The organism is Deinococcus aestuarii, from assembly GCF_018863415.1.
Classification (GTDB): Bacteria; Deinococcota; Deinococci; order Deinococcales; family Deinococcaceae; genus Deinococcus; species Deinococcus aestuarii.
Genome location: NZ_JAHKSN010000008.1, coordinates 21310 through 42368, shown reverse-complemented (window position 1 = coordinate 42368; position 21059 = coordinate 21310). Strand labels below are relative to the sequence as shown.

Annotated in this window: 23 protein-coding genes and 1 riboswitch; of the genes, 19 read left to right on the top strand and 4 right to left on the bottom strand. The window is 72.6% G+C overall.

Going from position 1 to position 21059, the window contains the following annotated elements; genetic code table 11:
• Nucleotides 1-6 precede the first annotated feature (6 nt).
• The 3 genes from IC605_RS11565 to IC605_RS11560 form a co-directional block, all read right to left on the bottom strand.
• Entirely contained in the window at nucleotides 7-519 is a 513-nt protein-coding gene (locus IC605_RS11565; protein ID WP_216323702.1) for a hypothetical protein, read from the bottom strand.
• A 71-nt stretch (nucleotides 520-590) separates the two neighbouring features.
• Nucleotides 591-719, bottom strand: coding sequence for a hypothetical protein (locus IC605_RS25115; protein WP_281416271.1), 129 nt, complete (start codon nucleotides 717-719; stop codon nucleotides 591-593).
• A gap of 78 nt (nucleotides 720-797) precedes the next feature.
• The gene (locus IC605_RS11560) at nucleotides 798-1097 is read right to left on the bottom strand and encodes an Lrp/AsnC family transcriptional regulator (RefSeq protein WP_216323699.1); all 300 of its coding nucleotides are present in this window, start codon (nucleotides 1095-1097) and stop codon (nucleotides 798-800) included.
• 120 nt (nucleotides 1098-1217) lie between these two features.
• On the opposite strand from IC605_RS11560, the gene ahbA reads away from it, so the two are divergent.
• A complete protein-coding gene (gene ahbA / locus IC605_RS11555; protein ID WP_216323696.1) occupies nucleotides 1218-2273 on the top strand; it encodes a siroheme decarboxylase subunit alpha in 1056 nt (351 codons plus the stop codon).
• A 225-nt stretch (nucleotides 2274-2498) separates the two neighbouring features.
• On the opposite strand, the gene tkt is transcribed toward ahbA, so the two are convergent.
• Complete coding sequence (gene tkt / locus IC605_RS11550; RefSeq protein WP_216323693.1) at nucleotides 2499-4481, bottom strand: transketolase; 1983 nt, start codon at nucleotides 4479-4481, stop codon at nucleotides 2499-2501.
• A 385-nt stretch (nucleotides 4482-4866) separates the two neighbouring features.
• On the opposite strand from tkt, the gene IC605_RS11545 reads away from it, so the two are divergent.
• The 18 genes from IC605_RS11545 (at nucleotide 4867) to cobT (ending at nucleotide 21050) form a co-directional block, all read left to right on the top strand.
• Nucleotides 4867-5805, top strand: a complete 939-nt coding sequence (locus IC605_RS11545) for a GNAT family N-acetyltransferase (protein WP_216323690.1) — start codon at nucleotides 4867-4869, stop codon at nucleotides 5803-5805.
• 101 nt (nucleotides 5806-5906) lie between these two features.
• The gene (locus tag IC605_RS11540; RefSeq protein WP_216323686.1) at nucleotides 5907-6107 is read left to right on the top strand and encodes a hypothetical protein; all 201 of its coding nucleotides are present in this window, start codon (nucleotides 5907-5909) and stop codon (nucleotides 6105-6107) included.
• 198 nt (nucleotides 6108-6305) lie between these two features.
• On the top strand, nucleotides 6306-6983 hold the full coding sequence (locus IC605_RS11535) for a metal-dependent transcriptional regulator (RefSeq protein WP_216323682.1): 678 nt from the start codon (nucleotides 6306-6308) through the stop codon (nucleotides 6981-6983).
• On the top strand, nucleotides 6980-7888 hold the full coding sequence (locus tag IC605_RS11530) for a metal ABC transporter solute-binding protein, Zn/Mn family (RefSeq protein WP_216323679.1): 909 nt from the start codon (nucleotides 6980-6982) through the stop codon (nucleotides 7886-7888). Before IC605_RS11535 ends, IC605_RS11530 begins: the two co-directional genes overlap by 4 nt.
• Entirely contained in the window at nucleotides 7885-8703 is an 819-nt protein-coding gene (locus IC605_RS11525; protein ID WP_216323676.1) for a metal ABC transporter ATP-binding protein, read from the top strand. Before IC605_RS11530 ends, IC605_RS11525 begins: the two co-directional genes overlap by 4 nt.
• The gene (locus IC605_RS11520) at nucleotides 8700-9626 is read left to right on the top strand and encodes a metal ABC transporter permease (protein WP_216323673.1); all 927 of its coding nucleotides are present in this window, start codon (nucleotides 8700-8702) and stop codon (nucleotides 9624-9626) included. Before IC605_RS11525 ends, IC605_RS11520 begins: the two co-directional genes overlap by 4 nt.
• The gene (locus IC605_RS11515; protein ID WP_246580730.1) at nucleotides 9623-10507 is read left to right on the top strand and encodes a metal ABC transporter permease; all 885 of its coding nucleotides are present in this window, start codon (nucleotides 9623-9625) and stop codon (nucleotides 10505-10507) included. Before IC605_RS11520 ends, IC605_RS11515 begins: the two co-directional genes overlap by 4 nt.
• Before the next feature lie 197 nt (nucleotides 10508-10704).
• The gene (locus tag IC605_RS11510) at nucleotides 10705-11445 is read left to right on the top strand and encodes an adenosylcobinamide-GDP ribazoletransferase (protein ID WP_216323670.1); all 741 of its coding nucleotides are present in this window, start codon (nucleotides 10705-10707) and stop codon (nucleotides 11443-11445) included.
• 4 nt (nucleotides 11446-11449) lie between these two features.
• A complete protein-coding gene (locus tag IC605_RS11505) occupies nucleotides 11450-12016 on the top strand; it encodes a histidine phosphatase family protein (RefSeq protein ID WP_216323667.1) in 567 nt (188 codons plus the stop codon).
• 69 nt (nucleotides 12017-12085) lie between these two features.
• Nucleotides 12086-12157, top strand: a riboswitch (cobalamin riboswitch).
• Nucleotides 12158-12351: 194 nt separating this feature from the next.
• Entirely contained in the window at nucleotides 12352-13227 is an 876-nt protein-coding gene (locus tag IC605_RS11500) for an ABC transporter substrate-binding protein (protein WP_216323663.1), read from the top strand.
• Nucleotides 13224-13838: a cob(I)yrinic acid a,c-diamide adenosyltransferase gene (gene cobO / locus IC605_RS11495; protein WP_216323660.1), complete on the top strand. Its 615-nt coding sequence runs from the start codon at nucleotides 13224-13226 to the stop codon at nucleotides 13836-13838. Before IC605_RS11500 ends, cobO begins: the two co-directional genes overlap by 4 nt.
• 117 nt (nucleotides 13839-13955) lie before the next feature.
• Complete coding sequence (locus tag IC605_RS11490; RefSeq protein ID WP_216323655.1) at nucleotides 13956-15296, top strand: cobyrinic acid a,c-diamide synthase CobB; 1341 nt, start codon at nucleotides 13956-13958, stop codon at nucleotides 15294-15296.
• Complete coding sequence (gene cbiB / locus IC605_RS11485) at nucleotides 15293-16225, top strand: adenosylcobinamide-phosphate synthase CbiB (RefSeq protein WP_216323652.1); 933 nt, start codon at nucleotides 15293-15295, stop codon at nucleotides 16223-16225. Before IC605_RS11490 ends, cbiB begins: the two co-directional genes overlap by 4 nt.
• Nucleotides 16222-17247, top strand: coding sequence for a pyridoxal phosphate-dependent aminotransferase (locus IC605_RS11480; protein WP_216323637.1), 1026 nt, complete (start codon nucleotides 16222-16224; stop codon nucleotides 17245-17247). Before cbiB ends, IC605_RS11480 begins: the two co-directional genes overlap by 4 nt.
• Nucleotides 17240-18022 carry an SDR family oxidoreductase gene (locus IC605_RS11475; RefSeq protein ID WP_216323635.1) on the top strand — a complete coding sequence of 261 codons (783 nt, stop codon included), beginning with the start codon at nucleotides 17240-17242 and terminating at the stop codon, nucleotides 18020-18022. The genes IC605_RS11480 and IC605_RS11475 overlap by 8 nt, the downstream gene beginning before the upstream one ends.
• A gap of 7 nt (nucleotides 18023-18029) precedes the next feature.
• A complete protein-coding gene (locus IC605_RS11470; protein WP_216324082.1) occupies nucleotides 18030-19415 on the top strand; it encodes a cobyric acid synthase in 1386 nt (461 codons plus the stop codon).
• Nucleotides 19412-19936 (top strand): bifunctional adenosylcobinamide kinase/adenosylcobinamide-phosphate guanylyltransferase, encoded by a 525-nt coding sequence (gene cobU / locus IC605_RS11465; protein ID WP_216323632.1) that lies wholly within the window; start codon nucleotides 19412-19414, stop codon nucleotides 19934-19936. The genes IC605_RS11470 and cobU overlap by 4 nt, the downstream gene beginning before the upstream one ends.
• Nucleotides 19937-19961: 25 nt before the next feature.
• The gene (gene cobT, locus IC605_RS11460) at nucleotides 19962-21050 is read left to right on the top strand and encodes a nicotinate-nucleotide--dimethylbenzimidazole phosphoribosyltransferase (RefSeq protein ID WP_216323630.1); all 1089 of its coding nucleotides are present in this window, start codon (nucleotides 19962-19964) and stop codon (nucleotides 21048-21050) included.
• Nucleotides 21051-21059: the final 9 nt, after the last annotated feature.

The window sequence follows — 21059 nt, the reverse complement described above, 5'->3', positions numbered from 1 at the left end:
GGACAGTCAGATGGAGATGCCCAGGCCGCGTAACCTTTCCAGAATGTCGTCGTAGGCAGCCTGTGCCTCTGGCAATTTCCGCTCCGGCCACCGCTCGTCCCTGCACTCGTAGCGGGCGGCTTGGCTGAGCCTTTTCAGGATCACAAAGGCGCTGGCAACCTCAACAAGCGGCGTGGGGACTTCGCGTTGGAGGATGCGAGGAATACTCTCGTCGTTGAAGCCGGTGTTCTGGTCACCGGGTCGAACGTCGCTGATGGACGCCCGGATCACGTGCAGGGCGGGGTACATCATCAGGGTGGCTCGCCAGTCGAGCGCATTCTCGGGAAGACCGTCGAGGATGCCCCTGTTGTGCTGGGCCTGCGCTTCGTGCCTGGCCTTACTGGGCATCTGCCGTCTGGAGATGAGTTCGTCCACCCAGCCCCCGGCGGTGCGGGCGGCGTCCATCAGGGCCGCCCCCAAATCACGCTTGGGGAGATACTCGTCCTCCATGCTCGGATCGATCCGGCAGGTCAGAATCAAGCCGCCACCCGGCCCGACGGAGATCGTGAGGTGCCGAAGACCAAGCTCCCGAAGGGCGGGTGCCGCCTCCTTCACCGCGAGGACAGCCGGAGGGCCTCACTCTCCAGGACCAGTGCCCGCTGAATGGCCCCCACCGGACTCACCAGATCGAGGGTCACAACCTCGTCTTCCGTTCCCGCCATCTGCCATGCTGCCGTCACCCTGCCTCCCATGCCTGGCGGTCTCGCCGGTCCTGTCCTGAACGTGTCCGCCCACTCGGACGGCTTTCTGTGCCGCCCTTACGCCCCCCCGCCCTCCCCCTCGTCCAGCCCCACGCCGAAGCCCTGGTCGAGCAGCGCCTCGCTGTAGGTGCGGAAGGCGAGCATCGTCTGGGTGCGGGTGATGCCGTCCACCTTCCGGAGGTGCCCCGTCACCACGTCGTCGAGGTCCTCGTAGCGGTCGAGGCGCAACAGGGCCACGATGTCCCACTCGCCCGTCACCGAGTAGACCTCGCGCACGCTGGGCACGCCCGCCAGAGCCTCGGCGGTTTCCTGAATACGCTGGCGCTCGGCCTGGACCATCACGATTGCGGTGACCATAAGCGCATTGTGGACCATCGGGAGCCGTCAGCTTTCAGCGGTCAGCTCTCAGGGACGCGGCTTCTGCTGACCGTTCGTTCGGGGACGTTCTGCCGCGTGGGGGAGACGTATCCTGGGCTCATGACGGCCCCCGCCCCCACGCCCGCGCAGGTGACCCCGCGCGAGCAACTGCTGAACCGCATCCAGCGCGACATCCCCATCGTGCAGCGCCCCTACCGCGTCATTGCCGAGGAGGTGGGGTTGACGGAGGCGGAGGCCCTGGGCATCCTGCGCGAGGTGAAGGCCGAGGGGGTGCTGCGGCAGGTCAGCGCCATCTTCGACACCCGCACCCTGGGCTACAAGTCGAGCCTGGTCGCCGCCGTGTACGACGAGGATCATCTGGACGCGGGGGCGGAGATCGTGAACGGGCACCCCGGGGTCAGCCACAACTACAAACGCAACCACGCCTTCAACCTCTGGTACACCATCGCCGTGCCGCCCGAGAGCGACCTGGAGGCGCACGTCCAGAAGCTCCACGAGCTGAGCGGCGCCCGCGTCACCCGCCTCATGCCCACCCTGCACCTCTTCAAGATCGGGGTCGAGTTCGACATGAGCGGCAAGGAGGACTGGAACGCCAAGGCCGCCCCGCAGTACACGAACGCCGACCGCAACATCGGCTATGGGGTGACGGACCTCGACCGCGCCTTTGTGCTGGAGTTCCAGAAGGACCTGTCGGTCACCGAGGAGCCCTACGCCGACGCCTGCGCCGCCCTGGGGTTGAGCATCGACGAGGTGGCCGTGCACGCTCAGAAGATGAAGGAGGCCGGAGCCCTGCGCCGGGTGTCCGCCGTCTTCCGGCACCAGAAGGCGGGCTTCACCTTCAACGCGATGGGCGTCTGGGCCGTGCCGCAGGAGCAGGTCGCCGAGACGGGGCGCCGCATGGCCGAGTTCAAGGCGGTGAGCCACTGCTACCTGCGCCCGACCTACCCCGAGTGGCCCTACACGATCTTCACGATGGTCCACGGGCGCAGCAAGGAGGAGGCGTTCGGCAAGATCGCCGCCATCGAGCGCGAGGTCGCTCCCGGCCTCGACCACGCCATCCTGTACTCGACGAAGGAGTACAAGAAGATTCGGCTGGAGTTCTATAAGCCGGAGTTCTATCAGTGGGCGAAGGATAATCTGGGGACCGAGTCGTAAAGGCCGAGAAGAGGAAGGAGGGCGCTGGGGCGGAGGCTTTGGCGCCTTTTTCTTTGAAGGTGGAGGGCGCAGGGAGGGCGTTGGCGTTTTCCCCCCTCCCAACCTCCCCCACAAGGGGGGAGGAGTAAAAAACTCGGGCACTCAACTAAAGAGGAAGCGTTCATCCCCGCACCGGGAGATGAACGCCCCTCTTCGGCTGACCGCTGACGGCTGAAAGCTGACCGCCTACAAAATCCCCTTCACCACCTTCACCACGTTCGGCACGCTGAAGCCGAACTTCTCGAACAGCACCTTGGCGGGGGCGGAGGCGCCGAAGCCCTCCATACCGACCACGGCACCGTCAGAGCCCACCCACTCGTACCAGGGCTGCTTGGCGGCGGCCTCGATGGCGACGCGCTTCACGCCGGGGGTGAGCACCGAGTCACGGTAGCTGGCGTCCTGCTCGCGGAAGACCTCCATGCAGGGCATCGAGACGACGCGGGCGGGAATGCCTTCCCCGCTCAGGGCCTCGGCGGCGTCCAGCGCCAGGCTGACCTCCGACCCCGAGGCGACCAGGATGACCTGCGCCCCCTCGGCGTCGCGCACCACGTAGGCGCCCTTTCTCACGCCCGCGTGGTTGCGCGGCAGGACGGGGAGGTCCTGGCGGGACAGCGCCAGCGCCGTGGGGCCGGTGCCGTGCTCCAGCGCCATCAGCCACGCGGCGGCGGTCTCGTTCGCGTCGGCGGGGCGGATCACCCGGGCGTTCGGCACGGCGCGCAGCATGGCGAGCTGCTCGATGGGCTGGTGGGTGGGCCCGTCCTCGCCCAGGCCGATGGAGTCGTGCGTCAGGACGTAGGTGACGGGCTGCATCTGGATCGCCGAGAGGCGGAAGGCGGGCTTGAGGTAGTCCGCGAACACAAGGAAGGTGCCCACGAGGGGACGCGGGCCGCCGTACAGCGCCAGCCCGTTCGCGGCGGCGGCCATGCCGAACTCGCGCACGCCGAAGTAGACGTTGCGGCCCCCGTAGTGGCCGGGCAGGAGTTCGCCGCCGTCCTTGATCGTCGTCTTCGTGCTGCCGCTGAGGTCCGCGCTGCCGCCCATCAGGCCGGGCACGACCTTCGCCAATGCGTTGATGACCTCCCCGCTCGCGTTGCGGGTGGCGACGCCCTTGCCCCCGACCTCGAAGTTCGGCAGGGCGCCCTCCAGGTTCTCGGGCAGCTCGCGCTTGAGGAGGGCCATCACCTCGGCGGCGAGGTCGGGGTGCGCCTCCCGGTAGCGGTCGAACATCGCCTGCCACTCGGCCTCCAGCCGCGCCCCGCGCTCGGTGGCGTCCATGTGGGCGCGCACCTCGCCCGGCACCGTGAAGGGCGGGTAGCTCCAGCCCAGGGCGGCCTTCGTCTCCGCCACACCCTCCGCGCCCAGGGGCTCGCCGTGCGCCTTGCTCGTGCCCGCGCGGGGGCTGCCGAAGCCGATGATGGTGCGGACCTGGATCAGGGTGGGCTGGTCCTTGTTCCCCTGCGCCTGCCGGATCGCCGACTCGATCTCGCCCAGGTTGTTGCCGTCCTCGACGCGCAGCACCTCCCAGCCGTAGGCGCGGTACCGCTCGGCGGTGTCCTCGGATTCGGCCTTGTCGGTCGCGGTGTCGAGCTGCACCGAGTTGTCGTCGTGCAGCCAGATCAGCTTGCCGAGTCTGAGGTGCCCGGCCAGCGCCGCCGACTCGTGGTTCACGCCCTCCTGAAGGTCGCCGTCGCCCAGGATGGAGTACACGTAGTTGTCGAAGACCGGGAAACCCTCGCGGTTGTAGCGGGCGGCGAGGTGGGCTTCCGCCATCGCCATGCCGACCGTCATCGCCGCGCCCTGGCCGAGCGGGCCGGTGGTCGCGTCGAGGCCCTTGGTGTGGAAGAACTCGGGGTGCCCCGGCGTCTTGCTGCCCCACTGGCGGAAGTTCTTGAGGTCCTCCAGGGGCATGTCGTACCCGGTGAGGTGCAGCAGCGAGTAGATCAGCATGGAGGCGTGCCCCGCCGACAGCACGAAGCGGTCGCGCCCGGCCCACTCGGGGTTTTTGGGGTTGTGGCGCAGGAAGCGCTGCCACACCACGTACCCTATCGGGGCCGCCCCGAGCGGCGCTCCCGGGTGCCCACTGTTGGCCTGCTGGACGGCATCGATGGACAGCGTGCGGATGGTGTTCACGCTGAGCTGGTCCACACTCTGCTGCTGGGTGACAGTCATGCGGCCAGTGTAATCGGCCTGTAAGAGGGGCCGGCTCGGTCTGTCTTCACCCGGAGACCAGAGAAATCTCGCGGGAAGCACATGCCCCCGCCGGAGACAGGCAGGGGCACGGTCTGAAGAAAGGTTGGGGGCGCTCGGCTCCCTCCGGTCCGGGGAACAAGCACACCGACGGCGCTTCCATTCCGGTGAGAGCAGAATACGGCGGTGGCGTAATCCTGTCAAGTCAATACGTGAATGTAACCTGAGTATGAGTTGACCTGTATGGGTGGAGGCAGCGGCTGTCACAGGTATGTCCCCTAAAGGGAGGGGCGCATATGCACGCCTCCGCCATTTCGCCTATGCCCCGGATTCGCGCCGTGGGACCTCGCGGCCACACCCTAAGCGTATGAACGTTCCTGCCCCGACCGCGATGGAGACGCCTCCCACGGTACGCCCCTTCCAGAACGCCGACGCTCCCGCCGTCGCCCGGCTTGTCACGGGGGGCGTGCGGGGACACTGGACGTCTGCGCCGGAGCAGTTCCGCGAGAGCGACGACCCGGACGAGCTGCGCCTGGTGGCGGAGCGTGGCGGTGAGGTGGTGGCGACCCTGCGGCTCGGCCCCTTCGGCCCGGGCACACCGGATGCGCTGCGGCTCGACCTCGCGGGGGACGGGTCGGCCTTCACGGCGCTGTACCTGACGGCCCTCGCCGGGCTGCCGGACGGTTTCACCCGCCTGCTCGGCGTGACGCGCGAGGACTGGCCCGAGACGATGGGCTTTTTCCACGCGGCGGGCTTCCGCAACGCGTGGCAGTCGTGGGGGGCGCACCTGGAGCTGGGAGGGTTCGACCCCGGGCGCCTCCGCCCGCTGGAGGAGCGGCTGTTCCTGCGGGGCTACGAGGTCGGGCGGCTGGGTCCGGATACGTCGGAGACGGACTGGGCGGCCCTGCACACCCTGCACGAGCTGGGCATCCGGGACGCGCCGCGCAACCCCACGACGACCCCCGAGCTGCTGACCCGGGAGGAACTGCGCGCGACCGTCCTGCGGGAAGAAGCTGCCTTCGTCGTCCGCTTCCGGGGCGCGGTCGTCGCCGTCACCCGCCTGACCCCGGGGGGCCGGGCCGTGGAGAGCGAGCAGACCGTGACCCACCCCGACCACCGCTCGCGCGGCCTCGCCACCCTGGTCAAGTCCTCGGCCCTTGCGTGGGCGCGGGCGGAAGGGTACGTACGGGCCGGAACGGGTGGAACGGTCCTCAACCTCCCCATGCTGCGGGTCAACGTCCGCCTGGGCTACGTGGCCGAGCCGATGTGGGTGACCTGGGAGGGAGGGATGACGGGCCCCCACTGAGGGGCGTTGCCCCGGCCCTCTTCCGTTCCTTCGACGCTCAACCTCAGCAGTTTGAGAGGTTTTATAAGGAAAGCTTAATCCCCGGGGTGCAAGCTGAAGGTGTGTCTCCCCTGACCCTCGAAGAGCTGGTGGCCTACTTCGCCCACGCCCAAGCCGATGACCGGGCGTACCGTGAGATCGACTTCGTGCGGCTGATCGATGAACTGGGCCTGGAGAGCGCCAACGCCCTTCGGCACGAGATCGTCGCCCAGCTCGCGGGCGGTCGCCGCCTCCAGGTGATCCAGGCCGAACTCGCCGCCTGAGCGCGGCTTTCCCGGACCCCCTGCGCGACCCGAACCCCAGTTCAGCGCCCCGCTCCGGCGGGGTTTTTCATCGCCCAGGGCGTCGGGGGTGGAGTGGGTCAAAGTCACCTCACAGAGGAGCAGCGGGAAGGCGGTCAAAAGTCCCACCGCCCCGTGCCCGACTCTTGACATGATTTTAGGCACGCCTAAAATAGAGTCATGACGGCCCTCATCCTCTCGCCCTCCGCCGAGGATTACCTCAAGCACCTGTATCTCCTCGGGCAGCACGGCAAGGTGAACACGCAGGCCCTGGCGGAGGCGCTGGGGGTGGCGCCCGCCAGCGCGACCGGGATGCTGCGCAAGCTCGGCGAGCAGGGGCTGGTGGCGCACACGCTGTACCAGGGGGCGCAGCTCACGGGCGAGGGGCAGCGGGTGGCGCTGGAGGTGCTGCGCCACCACCGCCTGCTCGAACTCTTCCTCCACCGCGCGCTGGGCGTGCCGCTCGACGAGGTGCACGAGGAGGCCGAGCGGCTGGAACACGTCCTCTCCGAGCGGCTGGAGGCGCGCATCGCGGCTTGGCTGGGCGACCCCACCCACGACCCGCACGGCGACCCCATCCCCACCCTGACGGGGGAGCTGCCCGAGCGCGAGGAGCGCCGCCTGACCCAACTGGCGCCGGGAGAGGCGGGCACTGTCGCCCGCGTGCCCGACGCGGACCCGTCGCAGCTCCGGGCACTCGTCACGGCGGGCCTGACGCCGGGCGTTGCCGTGCGGGTGGACCGGGTGGACGCCGCGCTCGGCACCCTGACCCTCGTCCTGCCGGGCGGGGTGGCCCTCCCCCTCGCCCTCGGCGTGGCCGCGCAGGTCCAGGTCCACGCGGGGGAGGCGGAGCGTTGAAAGCTCTTCCCGCCGCGCTGCTGGCCGTCGCCCTCACCGCCTGCGCGACTACGCCGGGGGAGGGCGAGGCGGCCGACGGGCGCGTCCACGTCGTCACCACCGTCAACATGATCACCGACCTCGCCTCGCAGATCGGGGGGGACCGGGTGCGGGTGACCGGGCTGATGGGGCCGGGGGTCGATCCCCACCTCTACAAGGCGTCCGCCGGGGACGTGCGGCGGCTGGCGGGCGCCGACCTCGTGCTGTACGGCGGGCTGCACTTGGAGGGCAAGATGGTGGACATCCTCCACGCGCTCAATGCCCGCGTGCCCAGCGTGGCCGTCTCGGAGGCGATTCCGGAGGACCGCCTGCTCACCCTGAGCGGCGCGCACGACCCCCACGTCTGGTTCGACCCGACCCTGTGGGCCTACGCCGCCCGCGCGACGGGGGAGGCGCTGAGCCGGGTGGACCCCGAGGGGAAAGCCGTGTACGAGGCCAATCTGGGCCGCTACCTGGGCGAGCTGCGCGATCTGGACGCCTGGACCGCCGCGCAGTTCCGCACCGTGCCCGAACGGCAGCGGGTCCTCGTGACCGCGCACGACGCCTTCGGCTACCTCTCGCGCCGCTACGGGGTGGAGGTGCGCGGCCTCCAGGGCATCAGCACCGTGGCGGAGGCGGGCGGGCAGAACGTCCGCTCCCTGGCGGCCTTCCTCGCCGAGCGGAACGTGAAGGCCGTCTTCGTGGAGTCCACCGTCTCGCCCCGCGCGGTGCAGGCCGTGCGCGAGGCGGCGCGGGCACGCGGGCACGCGGTGGAGATCGGCGGCGAGCTGTACGCCGACGCCGCCGGGGAGCACGGCACGCCCGAGGGCACCTACGTCGGCATGGTGCGCCACAACATCGCAAGCATCGTGGAGGCCTTGAAATGACCGTCACCCTCGGGGCCGCCGCGCCCCTGACCGCGACCCACCCTGCTCCCCCCCTCGCCCTGCGCGGCCTGAGCGTCGCCTACCGCGAGCGGCCCGCCGTGTGGAACGTCTCCTTTGATGTGCCCGCCGCGTCCCTCACCGCGATCATCGGGCCGAACGGGGCGGGGAAGAGCACCCTGCTCAAGGCGGCGCTCGGGCTGGTGCCCCGCCTCTCGGGGGAGGCCCTCTTCTTCGGGCAGCCCCTCGCGCGGGTGCGGTCCCGGGTGGCCTACGTGCCCCAGCGGACGAGCGTGGACTGGGACTTCCCGGCGAGCGCCCTCGACGTGGTGACGATGGGCCTGTACGGGCGGCTCGGGTGGCTGCGCCGCGCCGGTCGCCGCGAGCGGGAGGCGGCCCTGGGCTGCCTGGAACGGGTCGGGATGGCCGACCTCGCCGGGCGGCAGATCAGCGAGCTGTCGGGCGGGCAGCAGCAGCGGGTGTTCCTGGCCCGTTCGCTGGCGCAGGGGGCCGACCTCACCTTCATGGACGAGCCCTTCGCGGGGGTGGACGCGGTGACCGAGCGGGCCATCGTGGACGTGCTGCGCGAGCTGCGACGCGAGGGGCGGACCGTCGTCGCCGTCCACCACGACCTCGACACGGTGCGGGACTACTTCGACCACGTGGCGCTCCTGAACGTCGAACTCGTCGCCAGCGGGCCGACGGAGGTGGCCTTCACCCCGGCGAACCTGCGGACCGCCTACGGGGAACGGCACGGGGCTCTGGCCGCCGCCCTCGCCGGGGACCTGTCGCCAGGGACCGGGGGGGCGAGGCCGTGAATCCCCTCGACCTCCTGACCGACTACACCCTGCGCAGCATCCTGCTCGGCTCGGCATTGCTGGGCCTCGTGGCGGGCACGCTGGGCACCTTCTCCGTCTTGCGACGCCAGAGCCTGATCGGGGACACCGTGGCGCACGCCGCGCTGCCGGGCATCTGCGCGGCCTTCCTGCTCACAGGCACGCGCGACACGCTGGGCCTGCTCCTGGGCGGGGGGGTCAGCGGGCTCGCCGCCTCCCTCCTCGCGCTCGCCATCCTCCGGTACAGCCGCCTGAAGGAGGATGCCGCCCTGGGGGTCACCTTCAGCGCCTTTTTCGGCATCGGGATCGCCATGCTGACCGCCATCGGCCAGAGCGGGAACGCCGCGCAGGCGGGGCTCGACAAGTTCCTCTTCGGGCAGGCCGCCGCGCTGACGCAGGGGGACGTGATCCGCTTCGCCCTCCTCGGGGCGCTGGCGCTGGGGACCGCCGCCCTGCTCCACAAGGAGCTGAAGATCAGCCTCTTCGACCCCGACTTCGCGCGGGTGCAGGGCTGGCCCGTGCCGGGGCTCACCGCGCTCTCCACGGCCCTCACCGTCCTCGCGGTGATGATCGGCCTCCAGACGGTCGGGGTGGTGCTGATGGCCGCCATGTTGATCGCGCCCGCCGTCGCCGCGCGGCAGTGGATGCGCAGCCTCTCGGGGATGCTGGGGCTCGCCGGGGCCTTCGGGGCGCTGAGCGGGGCGCTGGGAGCGGGGTTGAGCCTGGGCGTCTCCTCCGGCGCGGGCAGCCTGCCGACCGGGGCCGTGACGGTGCTCGCCGCGACCGCCCTCGCGGTGCTGTCCCTCCTCGTCGCGCCGCGCCGGGGAGTCCTGGCCGAACTCGTGCGGCAGCGGCGGGTGCGTGCCCGGCTCCTGCGGGAGCTGAACTCGGGGGGACAGGCATGACCCCGGCGCCGCTGCCCCTGGACTTCGACCTCGTGATCGTGGTGACCGCCGTGTTCGTGGCGTGGGCGTGCGGGCTGTTGGGCCTGTTCCTGGTGCTGCGGCGCGAGGCGCTGCTGAGCGACGCGATCAGCCACTCGGCGCTGCCCGGGATCGTGGCGGGGTACTGGGTGACGGGCGGGAGCCTCGCCACCCTGCCCGCGCTTGTGGGGGCGGCGCTCTTCGGGCTCGTGACCGTGGCGCTCACCGCCCTCCTCACGCGCAGCGGTCGGGTGAAGGCGGACGCGGCGCTGGGGCTGGTCTTTCCGGCCCTCTTCGCCGCCGGGGTCATTGCGGTGAGCCTGAACTACAGCAACGTCCACCTCGACCTCGATGCCGTGCTGTACGGGGAGATCGCGTACACGCCCTTTCGGACCGGTTGGCTCGGCCTGCCGGTCGCGTGGCTGCTGATGGGCGGGATGCTCCTTGTCAACGCCCTCTTCGTCGGGCTGCTGTTCAAGGAACTGCGGCTGAGCACCTTCGACCCGGGCCTGAGCCGCACCCTGGGCTTCTCGCCCGCGTTGATCGGCGGGGCGCTGCTGACCCTCGTCGCGCTGACGACCGTCGCCGCCTTCGACGCGGTGGGGGCGGTGCTCGTCGTCGCCTTCATGATCGTGCCGCCCGCGACCGCCCTGCTGCTCACCCGCCGTCTGCGGCAGGCCCTGGGGCTGACCCTGCTGGCGGGGCTGACGGCCAGCGTGGTCGGGTACGCCGTCGCCCTGGCCCTCGACGCGAGCATCACGGGGGTGATCGCGGGGGTGCTGGGGGTGCAGTTCACGGTGGCGCTCGCGGGGCAGGCGGTCAGGGCGAAGCGGGTGCGGGGGCGGGCGACGTTGGGGGGGTAGAGGGGGAAGCGCGCCTAGCGGAGCCAAGGTCGGCGGCTGATCGAGGGGATCAACGACACTTTTTCTCGGATGCCCTGCCCGTTCACCCCCTGCTCCGCAGCTCTGCGAGTCCGGGCCTCTCCCCTCAAGGGGGAGGAGCAAGAACAACCAGTCTGCTCGCCGTTCACCTGTGCCACCATCCCCCTCGTGATTCGTCCATGACCGATTCCCGCTCCTCCTGGCGGCGACAGCTCGACGCGGCCCACCTGGCGCTGACCTTCCTGACCACGCTGCCCCTTCCGCATGTCCGCGAGGTGAGGGAGGGGGACTTCGCGCGGGCGAGCGCCTACTATCCGCTCGCCGGGTACGCGGTGGGCGGTGTGGTGGCCCTGCTGCTGTGGCTCCCCCTGCCCCTGCCGGACGGGGTGCGGGCGGCCCTCGCGGTGGGGGCGTGGCTGGCGGTGACGGGGATGCTGCACTTCGACGGGCTGGTGGACAGCGCCGACGCCCTGTTCGCCCTGAAGAGCCCCGAGCGGCGGCTGGAAATCCTGCGCGACGTGCACGTGGGGGCGTTCGGCCTCGCCGTGGGCGTCCTTGCCTTGCTGACCCTGTGGAGCCTGCTCTCGGCGCCGATTCCGGCCTTCGCCCCGGTCGTCGCGGCGGTCGTGGCACGGACGGTCTTGCTCTTCCCCATGAACCTCTACCCGGCGGCGCGGCAGGAGTCGCTGGGTGCGCGCTCGCGGGAAGGTCGCTGGGGGGCCGCGCTGCTCCTCGCCCTGCCCGCCCTGATCCTCCCCGGCGCGTGGGGGGCTGCGCTCGCCGCGCTCGCCGCCGCGCTGCTCGTCGCCCGGTTCGCCGCCTCCCGGCTGGGCGGGGGGCTCAACGGCGACACCTACGGGCTCGTCGTCGTGACGGCGGAACTCGCGGCCCTGTGCGCTTTCGCATGGGGCCGGGGGTGAGCGGGTGTTGACGCTCCACCTCGTCCGCCACGCGCCCACCGTGCCGAACGCCCAGCGCCGTTATCCGGGAGAGGATGAAGACGCGCCCCTCTCCCCCGAAGGACGTGCCCTCGCCCGCACGCTACGGCTGCCGACGGACGCGGCGGCCTTCACCTCCCCCAGCCGCCGGGCCCGCGAGACCGCTGCGCTCGCCGGCTTCCATCAGCCCGTGCCCACCCCGGCCCTGCTGGAGGCCCGCTTCGGGGTGATGGCGGGGCGGACCTGGGCGGAGCTGGAGGCAGCATTCGGGGAGGCGCCGCGGGCCTGGATCGACGCCCTGGCCGATCCCGACTCGGACGGCGGGCCGCCGGGAGGGGAGACGGGCCGGGGCTTTCATGCCCGCGTTCGGGACTGGCTCGCTGGCCTCCCCGAATCCGGCGAGGTCGTCGCCTTCACGCACGCCGGACCCATGCAGGCGGCGTTGCGCCTCACGGTCGGGCTGCGGGCCGTCGCCACACCGCCCGGCACGGCCGCCACGCTGCGGCGCTCGGACGGGCACTGGTGGTTGACGGCCCTGCGCCCGCCGGAATAAGGGCCCGGATTGTCCGCCGGGTTGCCTTCCACCCCCCCGCCTCTGTTACCCTGCCCGCACCTGGTGTCGGGGAAGTCCGGTGAGAGTCCGGCGCTGTCGCGCAGCGGTAAGCAGGCGTCCCGTCCTGTCAGCCCGAATGCCGCCCAGGGACGCCCCGTGCCCCCTATGAACAGGGTGAACACGGGGCACCTCTCGCCGTCAGAGGGCCCGTTTCGAGACCGCGCATCCCCCCCGGCTTCCCGGGCCGTGATGCCCGCTCCGGCCCCGGCTGGAGCGGGCTTTTGCCGTGCGACCGCTTCCGCTCCCCGCCCCGCACGCCGGAGTCTCCTGCCCCCATGCGTCACCCTGCCCGCCTGCTCCCCCTCGCCGCGCTGCTCACCGGCGCCGCGCTCGCCACCTCCTACCCCCTGACCGTCCGGGACGACCTGGGCCGCACCGTGACCCTGAGGGGCGAGCCCCGGCGCATCGTCTCCATGCTGCCCAGCCACACCGAGACGCTCGCCGCCATCGGCGCGGGGGGCAAGCTCGTGGCGGTGGACCGCTTCAGCAACTTCCCCAAGGCGGTGACGGACCGGCTGCCCAAGGTCGGCAGCGCCTTCCAGCCCGACATCGAGGCGATCCTGGCCCTGAAGCCCGACCTCGTGCTCGCGGACGAGTCGAGCGGCTCCAGGCTGACCGAGAAGCTGGCGCAGGCGGGCCTGACCGTGTACGGCGGCAGCGCCCAGACGTACAACGACGTCTTCGAGAAGATCGGGGTGCTGGGCCGGCTGACGAACCGGGAGACGGGGGCGCTGAACCTCATCACGCGGATGCGGCGCGAGCTGAATACGCTCCAGGCGAGCGTGGCCCGCTTGCCCAAGGTGAGCACCTACTACGAGGTGGACCCGACCCCGTACTCGGTCGGCCCCAATTCCTTCATCGGCACCTTGATCGACAAGGCGGGCGGGCGGACCATCGTGCCCGCGCGGCTGGGCGACTTCCCGAAGATCGACCCCGAACTCATCGTGCAGGCCAACCCGCAGGTGATGATCGGCGTGCCCCTGACGGAGGCCCGGACGCGACCCGGCTGGTCGAATCTCCAGGCCGTGAGGAGTGGGCGCGTGTACACCCCCAGCCCCGAGGAACGGGACGCCCTCTCTCGCCCCGGCCCCCGCCTGCCCGTGGCCCTGCGCGCCCTGATCCGCTGGCTGCACCCGGAGGCATTGAAATGACCGACCCCGACACCGCCGCCCGCCGCGAGGCCGCCATGCGCGAGCTGCAAGAGGCGCGGGACACCTACCGCAAGCGTGAGGACCTCTCGAAGGGGCGCCGGGGCCTGCTGATCGTCAACACCGGCAAGGGCAAGGGCAAGACGACCGCCGCGCTCGGGCTGATGCTGCGGGCGCACGGGCGCGGGCTGCGGGTGCGGCTCTTCCAGTTTCTCAAGCACGAGAACGCGAAATTCGGCGAGCACCGCACCCTCGACGCGCTGGGGTTGCCCTACGAGGGGCTGGGCGACGGGTTCACCTGGCGCTCGCGCGACCTGGAAACTTCGGCGGCCCTCGCGGCGCACGGCTGGGAGCTGGCGAAAGAGGCGATCCTCTCCGGCGAGCACGACCTCGTGGTCCTCGACGAGTTCACCTACCCCCTCAAGTACGGCTGGGTCGCCTGGCCCGACGTGGAGGCGACCCTGAGAGCGCGGGGCGCGGGGCTCCACGTCGTGATCACCGGGCGCGACGCGCTGCCGGAGCTGATCGAGCTGGCCGACACCGTGACCGAGATGCAGCCCGTCAAGCACGCCTACGAGGCGGGCATCGGCGCCCAGGCGGGGATCGAACATTAGACCTCCGGCGAGGGTGGGCGTGGGGACAGGCCGAAGGCTGAGAGCAGAAGGCAGGAGGCCGGTCACGGGAACCTTCGGCCTCCTGCGCCGGGCCGCGCCGCTCGCCAGGGGCCCGTCTTGAGGCGGCTCGTTCTCGCCGCGCCGCACTCGGGCAGCGGGAAGACGACGGTCGCCTCGCTCCTGTGCCTGGCCCTGCGGCACCGGGGCCTGCGGGTGCGGCCCTTCAAGCTGGGGCCGGACTACCTCGACCCCACCCACCTGACGCGGGCGGCGGGGGTGCCCGCGCGCAACCTCGACTCCTTCCTGCTCGCCCCGGAGCGGCTGCGGACCCTGTTCACCCGGGCGGCGTCGGGGGCGGACATCTGCGTGCTGGAGGGGGTGATGGGTCTGTACGACGGGCGCGACCCGGCGAGCGACGCGCACTCGACCGCCGACCTCGCCCGGTTGCTTGAAGCCCCGGTCGTGCTCGTGATCGACGCGGGCGGCAGCGCGAGGACGGTCGCGGCGGTGGCCCACGGCCTGCGGACGTTTGGAGGGGAACAGGGCGGCCCTGGCCTCAGGGTCGTCGGCGTGATCCTCAACCGGGTGGCGGGGGAGCGGCACGCGCGGCTGTGCGAGGTGGCCCTGACCCAGATCGGCCTGCCCGTGCTGGGGTTCGTCCCGCGCGACGAGGCCCTGCATCTCCCCGCCCGGCACCTCGGCCTGCTGAGCGCCGAGCAGGCGAGCTGGGAGGAGGAAAGCGCCCTGCGCGCCGCCGCGAACCTCCGGCTGGACGCCCTGCTGGAGGCGGCCGAGGCTCCCGCCCTGCCCGCTCAGGGGGCGCCCGCGCCCGTCCCGGCACACCGCGCCGTGATCGCCTACGCCCACGACGAGGCGTTTCACTTCTACTACCCGGACGCGCTCGACGCCCTGCGCGAGGCGGGGGCCCGGCTGGTGCCCTTCAGCCCGCTGCGGGACGCGGGGCTGCCCCCCGGTGCGGGCGGCGTGCTGCTCGGCGGCGGTTACCCGGAGGCCCACGCGGCGGAGCTGGCGGCGAACGTCTCCCTGCGGGCGGCCCTGCGCGACTTCGCGGCGGACGGGCGCCCGGTGATCGGCGAGTGCGGCGGGTTGATGTACCTCGGTGAGACGCTGGAGGACGCGGGGGGGCGGGTCTTCGAGATGTGCGGGGTGATCCCCTACCGCACCCGGATGGCGCCCCGGCTCACCCTGGGCTACCGGGACGCCACCACGCTGGCCCCCTCGCCGCTCGCCCCGGCGGGCCAGGCGCTGCGCGGGCACGAGTTTCACCACAGCGTCCTGACCCACCCGCCCACCCGGCCCGCCTACGCCTGGACGGACGGCGCCGGGGGGCGGGTGGAGGAAGGCTACGCGCACGGCAACGTCCTCGCCAGCTACCTGCACCTCCACCACGGGGCGGACGAGGCGCTGGCCCGGCGGCTGGTGGAAGCGTGCTCATGAGGGGGCGGGACGCGGGACGCGGTGCGCGGTCGTCGCTCCTCCTCGCCCTGGCGCTGGACGCGCTGGGGGAGCCGCCCGCGGGCGTGCATCCGGTGGTCTGGATGGGAAGCTTCCTGAACGGGGCGCGGGGCCGCTGGCGGGCGACCACCCCGGCGGGACGGTTCGCCGAGGGGGGGGCGTGGTGGGGGCTCGGGGCGGCCCTCTCGACCGGAGCCGGGCTCCTCGCGGGCCACCTTCCGGGGGGCTGGATCACGCGCGGCGCCTTCCTCAAGCCGCTCCTCGCCCGCCGGGCGCTGTTCGGGGCGGTGGGGGAGGTCCACGCCGCCCTCGCCGCCGGGGACCTGCCGGGGGCGCGGCGGCTCCTGGCGTGGCACCTCGTCAGCCGGGAGACGGGGGAACTGAGCGCGGCGGAAGTCGCGGGCGTGTGTATCGAAAGCCTCGCGGAAAACCTCTCGGACAGCGTGGTCGCGCCGCTGCTGATGTTCCGCGCGGGCGGGCTGCCCCTCGCCGCCCTCTACCGCTACGCGAACACCGCCGACGCGATGTGGGGGTACCGTACGCCCGACCTCGAACACTCGGGGAAGCTGGCCGCCCGCGCCGACGACCTTCTCAATCTCGCGCCCGCCCGGCTGACGGCCCTGTGCGCGGTGCTCGCGGCCCCCCCGGCGGGGCTCGACGCCCCCGGCGCGTGGCGGATGTGGCGCCGGGACGCCCCGGCCACCCCCAGCCCGAACGCCGGGCACCCCATGAGCGCCTTCGCGGGGGCCCTCGGGGTGCGGCTCGACAAGCGGGGGGTGTACGTGTTGAACGCGGGGGGGCGGGCGCCGGGGGCGGCGGACGTGCCCCGCGCCCTGCGCCTCGCCCGCTGGACGGTGGCGCTCGCGACCGTGGCGCTGCTGCTTCCCACTCCCCGCCGGGGGGCCGCGTGACCGACCTTCTCCCGCCCCTTTTGCCCCGCGCCCCACACGGAGGCCCGACCTCCCGGACCTTCGCCGGGCTCGACTTCAGCGTGAACGCCAACCCGTACGGCCCGAATCCGAGGCTGGTGGAAGCTCTCCGGGATGCCGACCACGCCCACTACCCCGACCCGGGCTACGCGGACGTGCGCGCCCGCCTCGCCGCGTGGCACGGCTGGGATGCGGACGGGGTGACCCTTTCGGTCGGGGCCTCGGACCTGCTCCACCGCCTCGCCCGCGCCTGCCTGCCCCCCGGCAGGACGCTGCTGAGCGTCCACGCCCCCTTCGGCGAACTCGCCCGCGCCGCCGCCCTCGTCCGGGCGGGGGTGGAGGTGACGACGCCTGGGCGGGTCGTTTCGAAGATCACGCCCGGAGTCGTGCTCGTGTACGTCGGGCACCCCCACAATCCCACCGGACACGCCCACACGGCGCAGGAGCTGCTGACCCTCGCCGACGCCTGTCTCGCCGCCGGGGCGCTGCTGATCGTGGACGAGGCGTACGCGCCCTTCACCGCCGCGCCCATTCCCCCTGCCCACCCTGCCGTCGTCCGGGTGCTCTCGCCCGGCAAGGCGCACGGGCTGGTCGGCGCGCGGCCCGCCTATGCGCTCGCCTCCCCGGAGGTGACGGCCCGCCTCGACAACCTCGCCCCCGCGTGGCACCTCCCCGCCTCGACCGCCGCCGTCCTCGCCGCGCTGCCGGAGGGGGGGAGCTTCCTCGCGCAGACGTTGCCACAGGTTGCCGGGGGGGCGCGTGACCTCGCGGCGGCCCTCTCGACCTTCGGCCCGGTCGAGCACCACGGCACCCCCTACCTCACCCTGGAGGTGGGGGACGCTTCCCGCGTGGCGGCGGCCTTGCTGGAGCGGGGCGTGAGGGTCCGCGACTGTGCGAGCTACGGTTTGCCCGACCGTCTGCGCGTGTCCACCCGCCTGCCGGAGGAAAACGGGGTGCTGGTGCGGACCCTCGCCGAAATTCTGAAAGGAGGCGAAGATGGCTGACCGTCTGATCCTGGTGACGGGCGGCACGGGTCCCCTGGGACGCCCGCTCGTCCGGTCGCTCCTGGAAGGTGGAGCGCGGGTCCGGGTGCTGACCCGGCAACTACCCGGGCGACGTGTGGAGGGGGCCGAGTACGCCGTCGCGAATTACATCGCCGGGTCTGGACTCGCGCGGGCCCTGGTGGGGGTGAGCGGAGTCGTCCACGTCGCCCACGACCTGAGTGATCCTCTGCGCGACGTGCAGGGCACGCTGAACCTGCTCGAAGTGGCTCGCGCCGCCGGGCGTCCCCACTTCGCCTACGTCTCCATCGTCGGCGCGCGGCGGGTCCGGGGCTTCGGCTCCTACGCGGGCAAGGTGCGCGGCGAGGAGCTGGTGGAGGCGAGCGGTCTGCCCCACCTGATCCTCCGGGCAACGCAGTTTCACCACTTCGCCGACGGGCTGCTGACCCAGGCGAGCCGCCTGCCCCGGCTCCTCGTCCCGGACGGTGTGCTCCAATCCGTCGCGGTGGAGGACGTGGCCCGCGAACTCGCGCGGCGGGTGCTCGCTGGAGAGCGGGGCACCCTCGACTTTGCCGGGCCGGAGGTGCTGCGAATTCCGGACATGGCGCGGGCCTGGCTTGCGGCGCGCGGGCGGGCGGGGCGGGTGCTCCCCCTCCGCCTGCCGCTCCCGCACCCGGTTCTGCGCGCCATGCAGCGGGGCGACCTCGTGGAGCCGGAGGCGCCGCGCGGCACGGTGACCTGGGCGGACTTCCTGAGCAAGAAGGCCGCGCGTGGGTAGCGCGATCATGATTCAGGGCTGCACGAGCAATGCGGGCAAGAGTTACCTCGCCGCCGCGCTCTGCCGCGCCCTCGTGGGTGAGGGGTACCGGGTCGCCCCCTTCAAGGCCCAGAACATGAGCAACAACGCGGGCGTCACCCCCGCCGGGCTGGAGATGGGCCGCGCCCAGATCGTCCAGGCGCGGGCGGCGCGGGTCGTGCCCGACGTGCGGATGAATCCGGTCCTCCTCAAGCCCGAGGCCAACACCCGCTCGCAGGTCGTCCTGCTGGGCCGCGCGAATCCCGACCTCACCGCCCTGGGCTGGCGCGAGCGCAAGGCGCACCTGTGGCCGCACGTGCAAGGGGCCCTCCACAGCCTCCTCGCCGAGTACGACGTGGTGGTGATCGAGGGCGCGGGCAGCCCCGCCGAGGTCAACCTCCGCGCCAGCGACATCGTGAATATGCGGGTGGCGTTGGAGGCTCAGGCGGCGGTGCTCCTCGCCTGCGACATCGACCGGGGCGGCGCGTTCGCCCACCTCCTCGGCACCTGGCACTGCCTGACGCCGGGGGAACGCGCCCTGCTGCGCGGCTTCATCCTCAACCGCTTTCGGGGTGATCCCCGCCTGCTCGCTCCCGCCCCCGAGTGGCTGCGGGAACAGACCGGCGTGCCCACCGTCGGCGTCGTGCCCATGCTCGACCTCCCCCTGCCCGAGGAGGACGGGGTGGCGCTGGAGGGCCCGCAGGCGTGGGAGGAGGGCGGCTTCGTCGCCATTGCCCGGCTGCCGCGTGTGTCGAACCTCGACGAGTTCGCCCCGCTCGGCCCGCTCGCCCGCTGGGTGTCCACGCCCGCCGAACTGGAGGGCGCCCGGGCGGTCATCCTGCCGGGCAGCAAGAGCACCGCCGACGACCTCGCGTGGCTGCGTGGGGTGGGGCTCGCCGGGGCCGTCACCCGCGCCGCTCTGTCCGGTGTTCCGGTTCTCGGCGTCTGCGGCGGGCTCCAGATGCTCGGGCGCACGGTCGGCGATCCGCACGGGGTGGAGGGCGGGGGGGAGGTGCCCGGCCTGGGCCTGCTCGACCTTGAAACCGAGTTCGCCCCCGAGAAGACCACCCGGCTGACCACCTTCACCGACGCGGAGACGGGGCTGAGGCTGGAGGGCTACGAGATTCACCACGGGCGGACGGCCCCGGGGCCGGGCGTGCAGAACCTCGCGCCGGGCCTGCTGTGGCGGCAGGGCAACGTGCGCGGCACCTACCTCCACGGCCTGCTCGAACACCCCGCCTACCTCGAACGGTTCCTGGGCTGGGCTGGCCTGACGCCTCCTGCCGCCCTCGACAGCCTCGACGCCCGGTTGGACGCCATCGCGGCCCGGGTGAAGGCGAGTTTGGACTGGGACTTCGTGAGGGGGCTGCTGTGATTGTCCTCGTCACCGGGGGGGCGCGCAGCGGCAAGAGCACCTTTGCCGAGCGCCGCGCCGCCGCCACGGGGGAGGCCGTCACTTACCTCGCCACCGCCCAGGCCTTCGACGCCGAGATGCAGGGCCGCATCGCCCGCCACCGCGCGGACCGTCCCGGCGGCTGGGTGACGGTGGAAGAACCGCTGGGCGTTCCCGGTGCCCTCCGGGCCGCCTCCACCCCGACCGTCCTCCTCGACTGCCTGAGCCTGTGGGTGAGCAACCTGCTCCTCGCGGGCGAATCCGACGACGTGATCCTCGCCCGCGCCGACCTGCTGCTCGCCGCCGCCCGCGCCCGGCCCGGCCTCACCGTCCTCGTGACGAACGAGGTCGGGCTCGGCATCGTCCCCGACAACGCCCTCGCCCGCCGCTTCCGGGACGTGCTGGGCTGGGTCAACCAGCGGTCGGCAGCGGAGAGCGACGAGGCCTGGCTCCTCGTGAGCGGCCTGCCCGTGCGGCTCAAACCACTTCCCACTCACCCCTGATTCCTGACCCCTCCCAAGGAGCCCCATGCCCACTCCCCTCCCCCCCGCACTCGCCGCCCTCGTCCAGGCCGTTCAACCCGCTGACCCTGCCGCGATGGAGGCGGCCCGCGCCCGGCAGGCGCAGCTCACCAAGCCCGCCGGGGCGCTCGGCGACCTGGAGGAGCTGGGGGTGCGCCTCGCCGGAGTCTTTGGGACGGACCGGCCGTGGCCGCGCGGCGTGGCGGTGATCGTCGCGGCGGGGGACCACGGGGTCGCGGCGGGCGGGGTGAGCGCCTACCCCCCCGAGGTCACGCCCGCGATGGTGGCGAACTTCCTGGCCGACACGCCCGCCGGGCCGGGCGGCGCCGCCGTGAACGCCATAGCCCGGACGGTGGGCGCGCGCGTGTACGTGATGGACGCGGGGGTGAACGCCGAGTTGCCGGGGCACCCGGCCCTCGTGCGCGCGGCGGTGCGGCGGGGCACCGGCGACCTGCGCGTGGAACCCGCCATGACCCGCGAGGAGGCGACCGCCCTGATCCTGGTGGGCGCGGCCCTCACCCGCCGGGCGGTGGAGGAGGGCGCCGACCTGATCGTTCCCGGCGAGATGGGCATCGGGAACACCACCCCCGCCGCCGCGATGACGGCCCGGCTGCTCAGCCTTGACCCCGCGCTCGTGACGGGCCGGGGCACGGGGGTGGACGACGCCACCCTGGTCCGCAAGGTGGAGGCGGTGCGGGGGGCGCTGGCCCGGGGCGGCAGCGACCCCGCCGACCCCCTGGGGGTGCTGGCCGACCTCGGCGGGTTCGAGATCGCGGCGATGCTGGGGGCGATGCTTCAGGCGGCGGCGCTGAGGCGGGCGGTCATTCTCGACGGCTTCGTGGAGGGCTCGGCCGCCCTCGTCGGGGTGGCGCTCGCCCCCCACCTGCGCGACTTCCTCTTCCCGGCGGGCGAGTGCGCGGAGGTCGGGCACGTTCCCCAGCTCGCGCACCTGGGCCTGAAGCCGATGTTCAACCTCGGCCTGCGGCTGGGTGAGGGGACGGGCGGGGTGCTGGCCGCGCCGCTGCTGCTCGCCGCCGCCGCCACGCTCCGGGAGATGCGGACCTTCGCGGAGGCGGGGGTGCCGGGCGGGGGGTGAGGGCCGAGG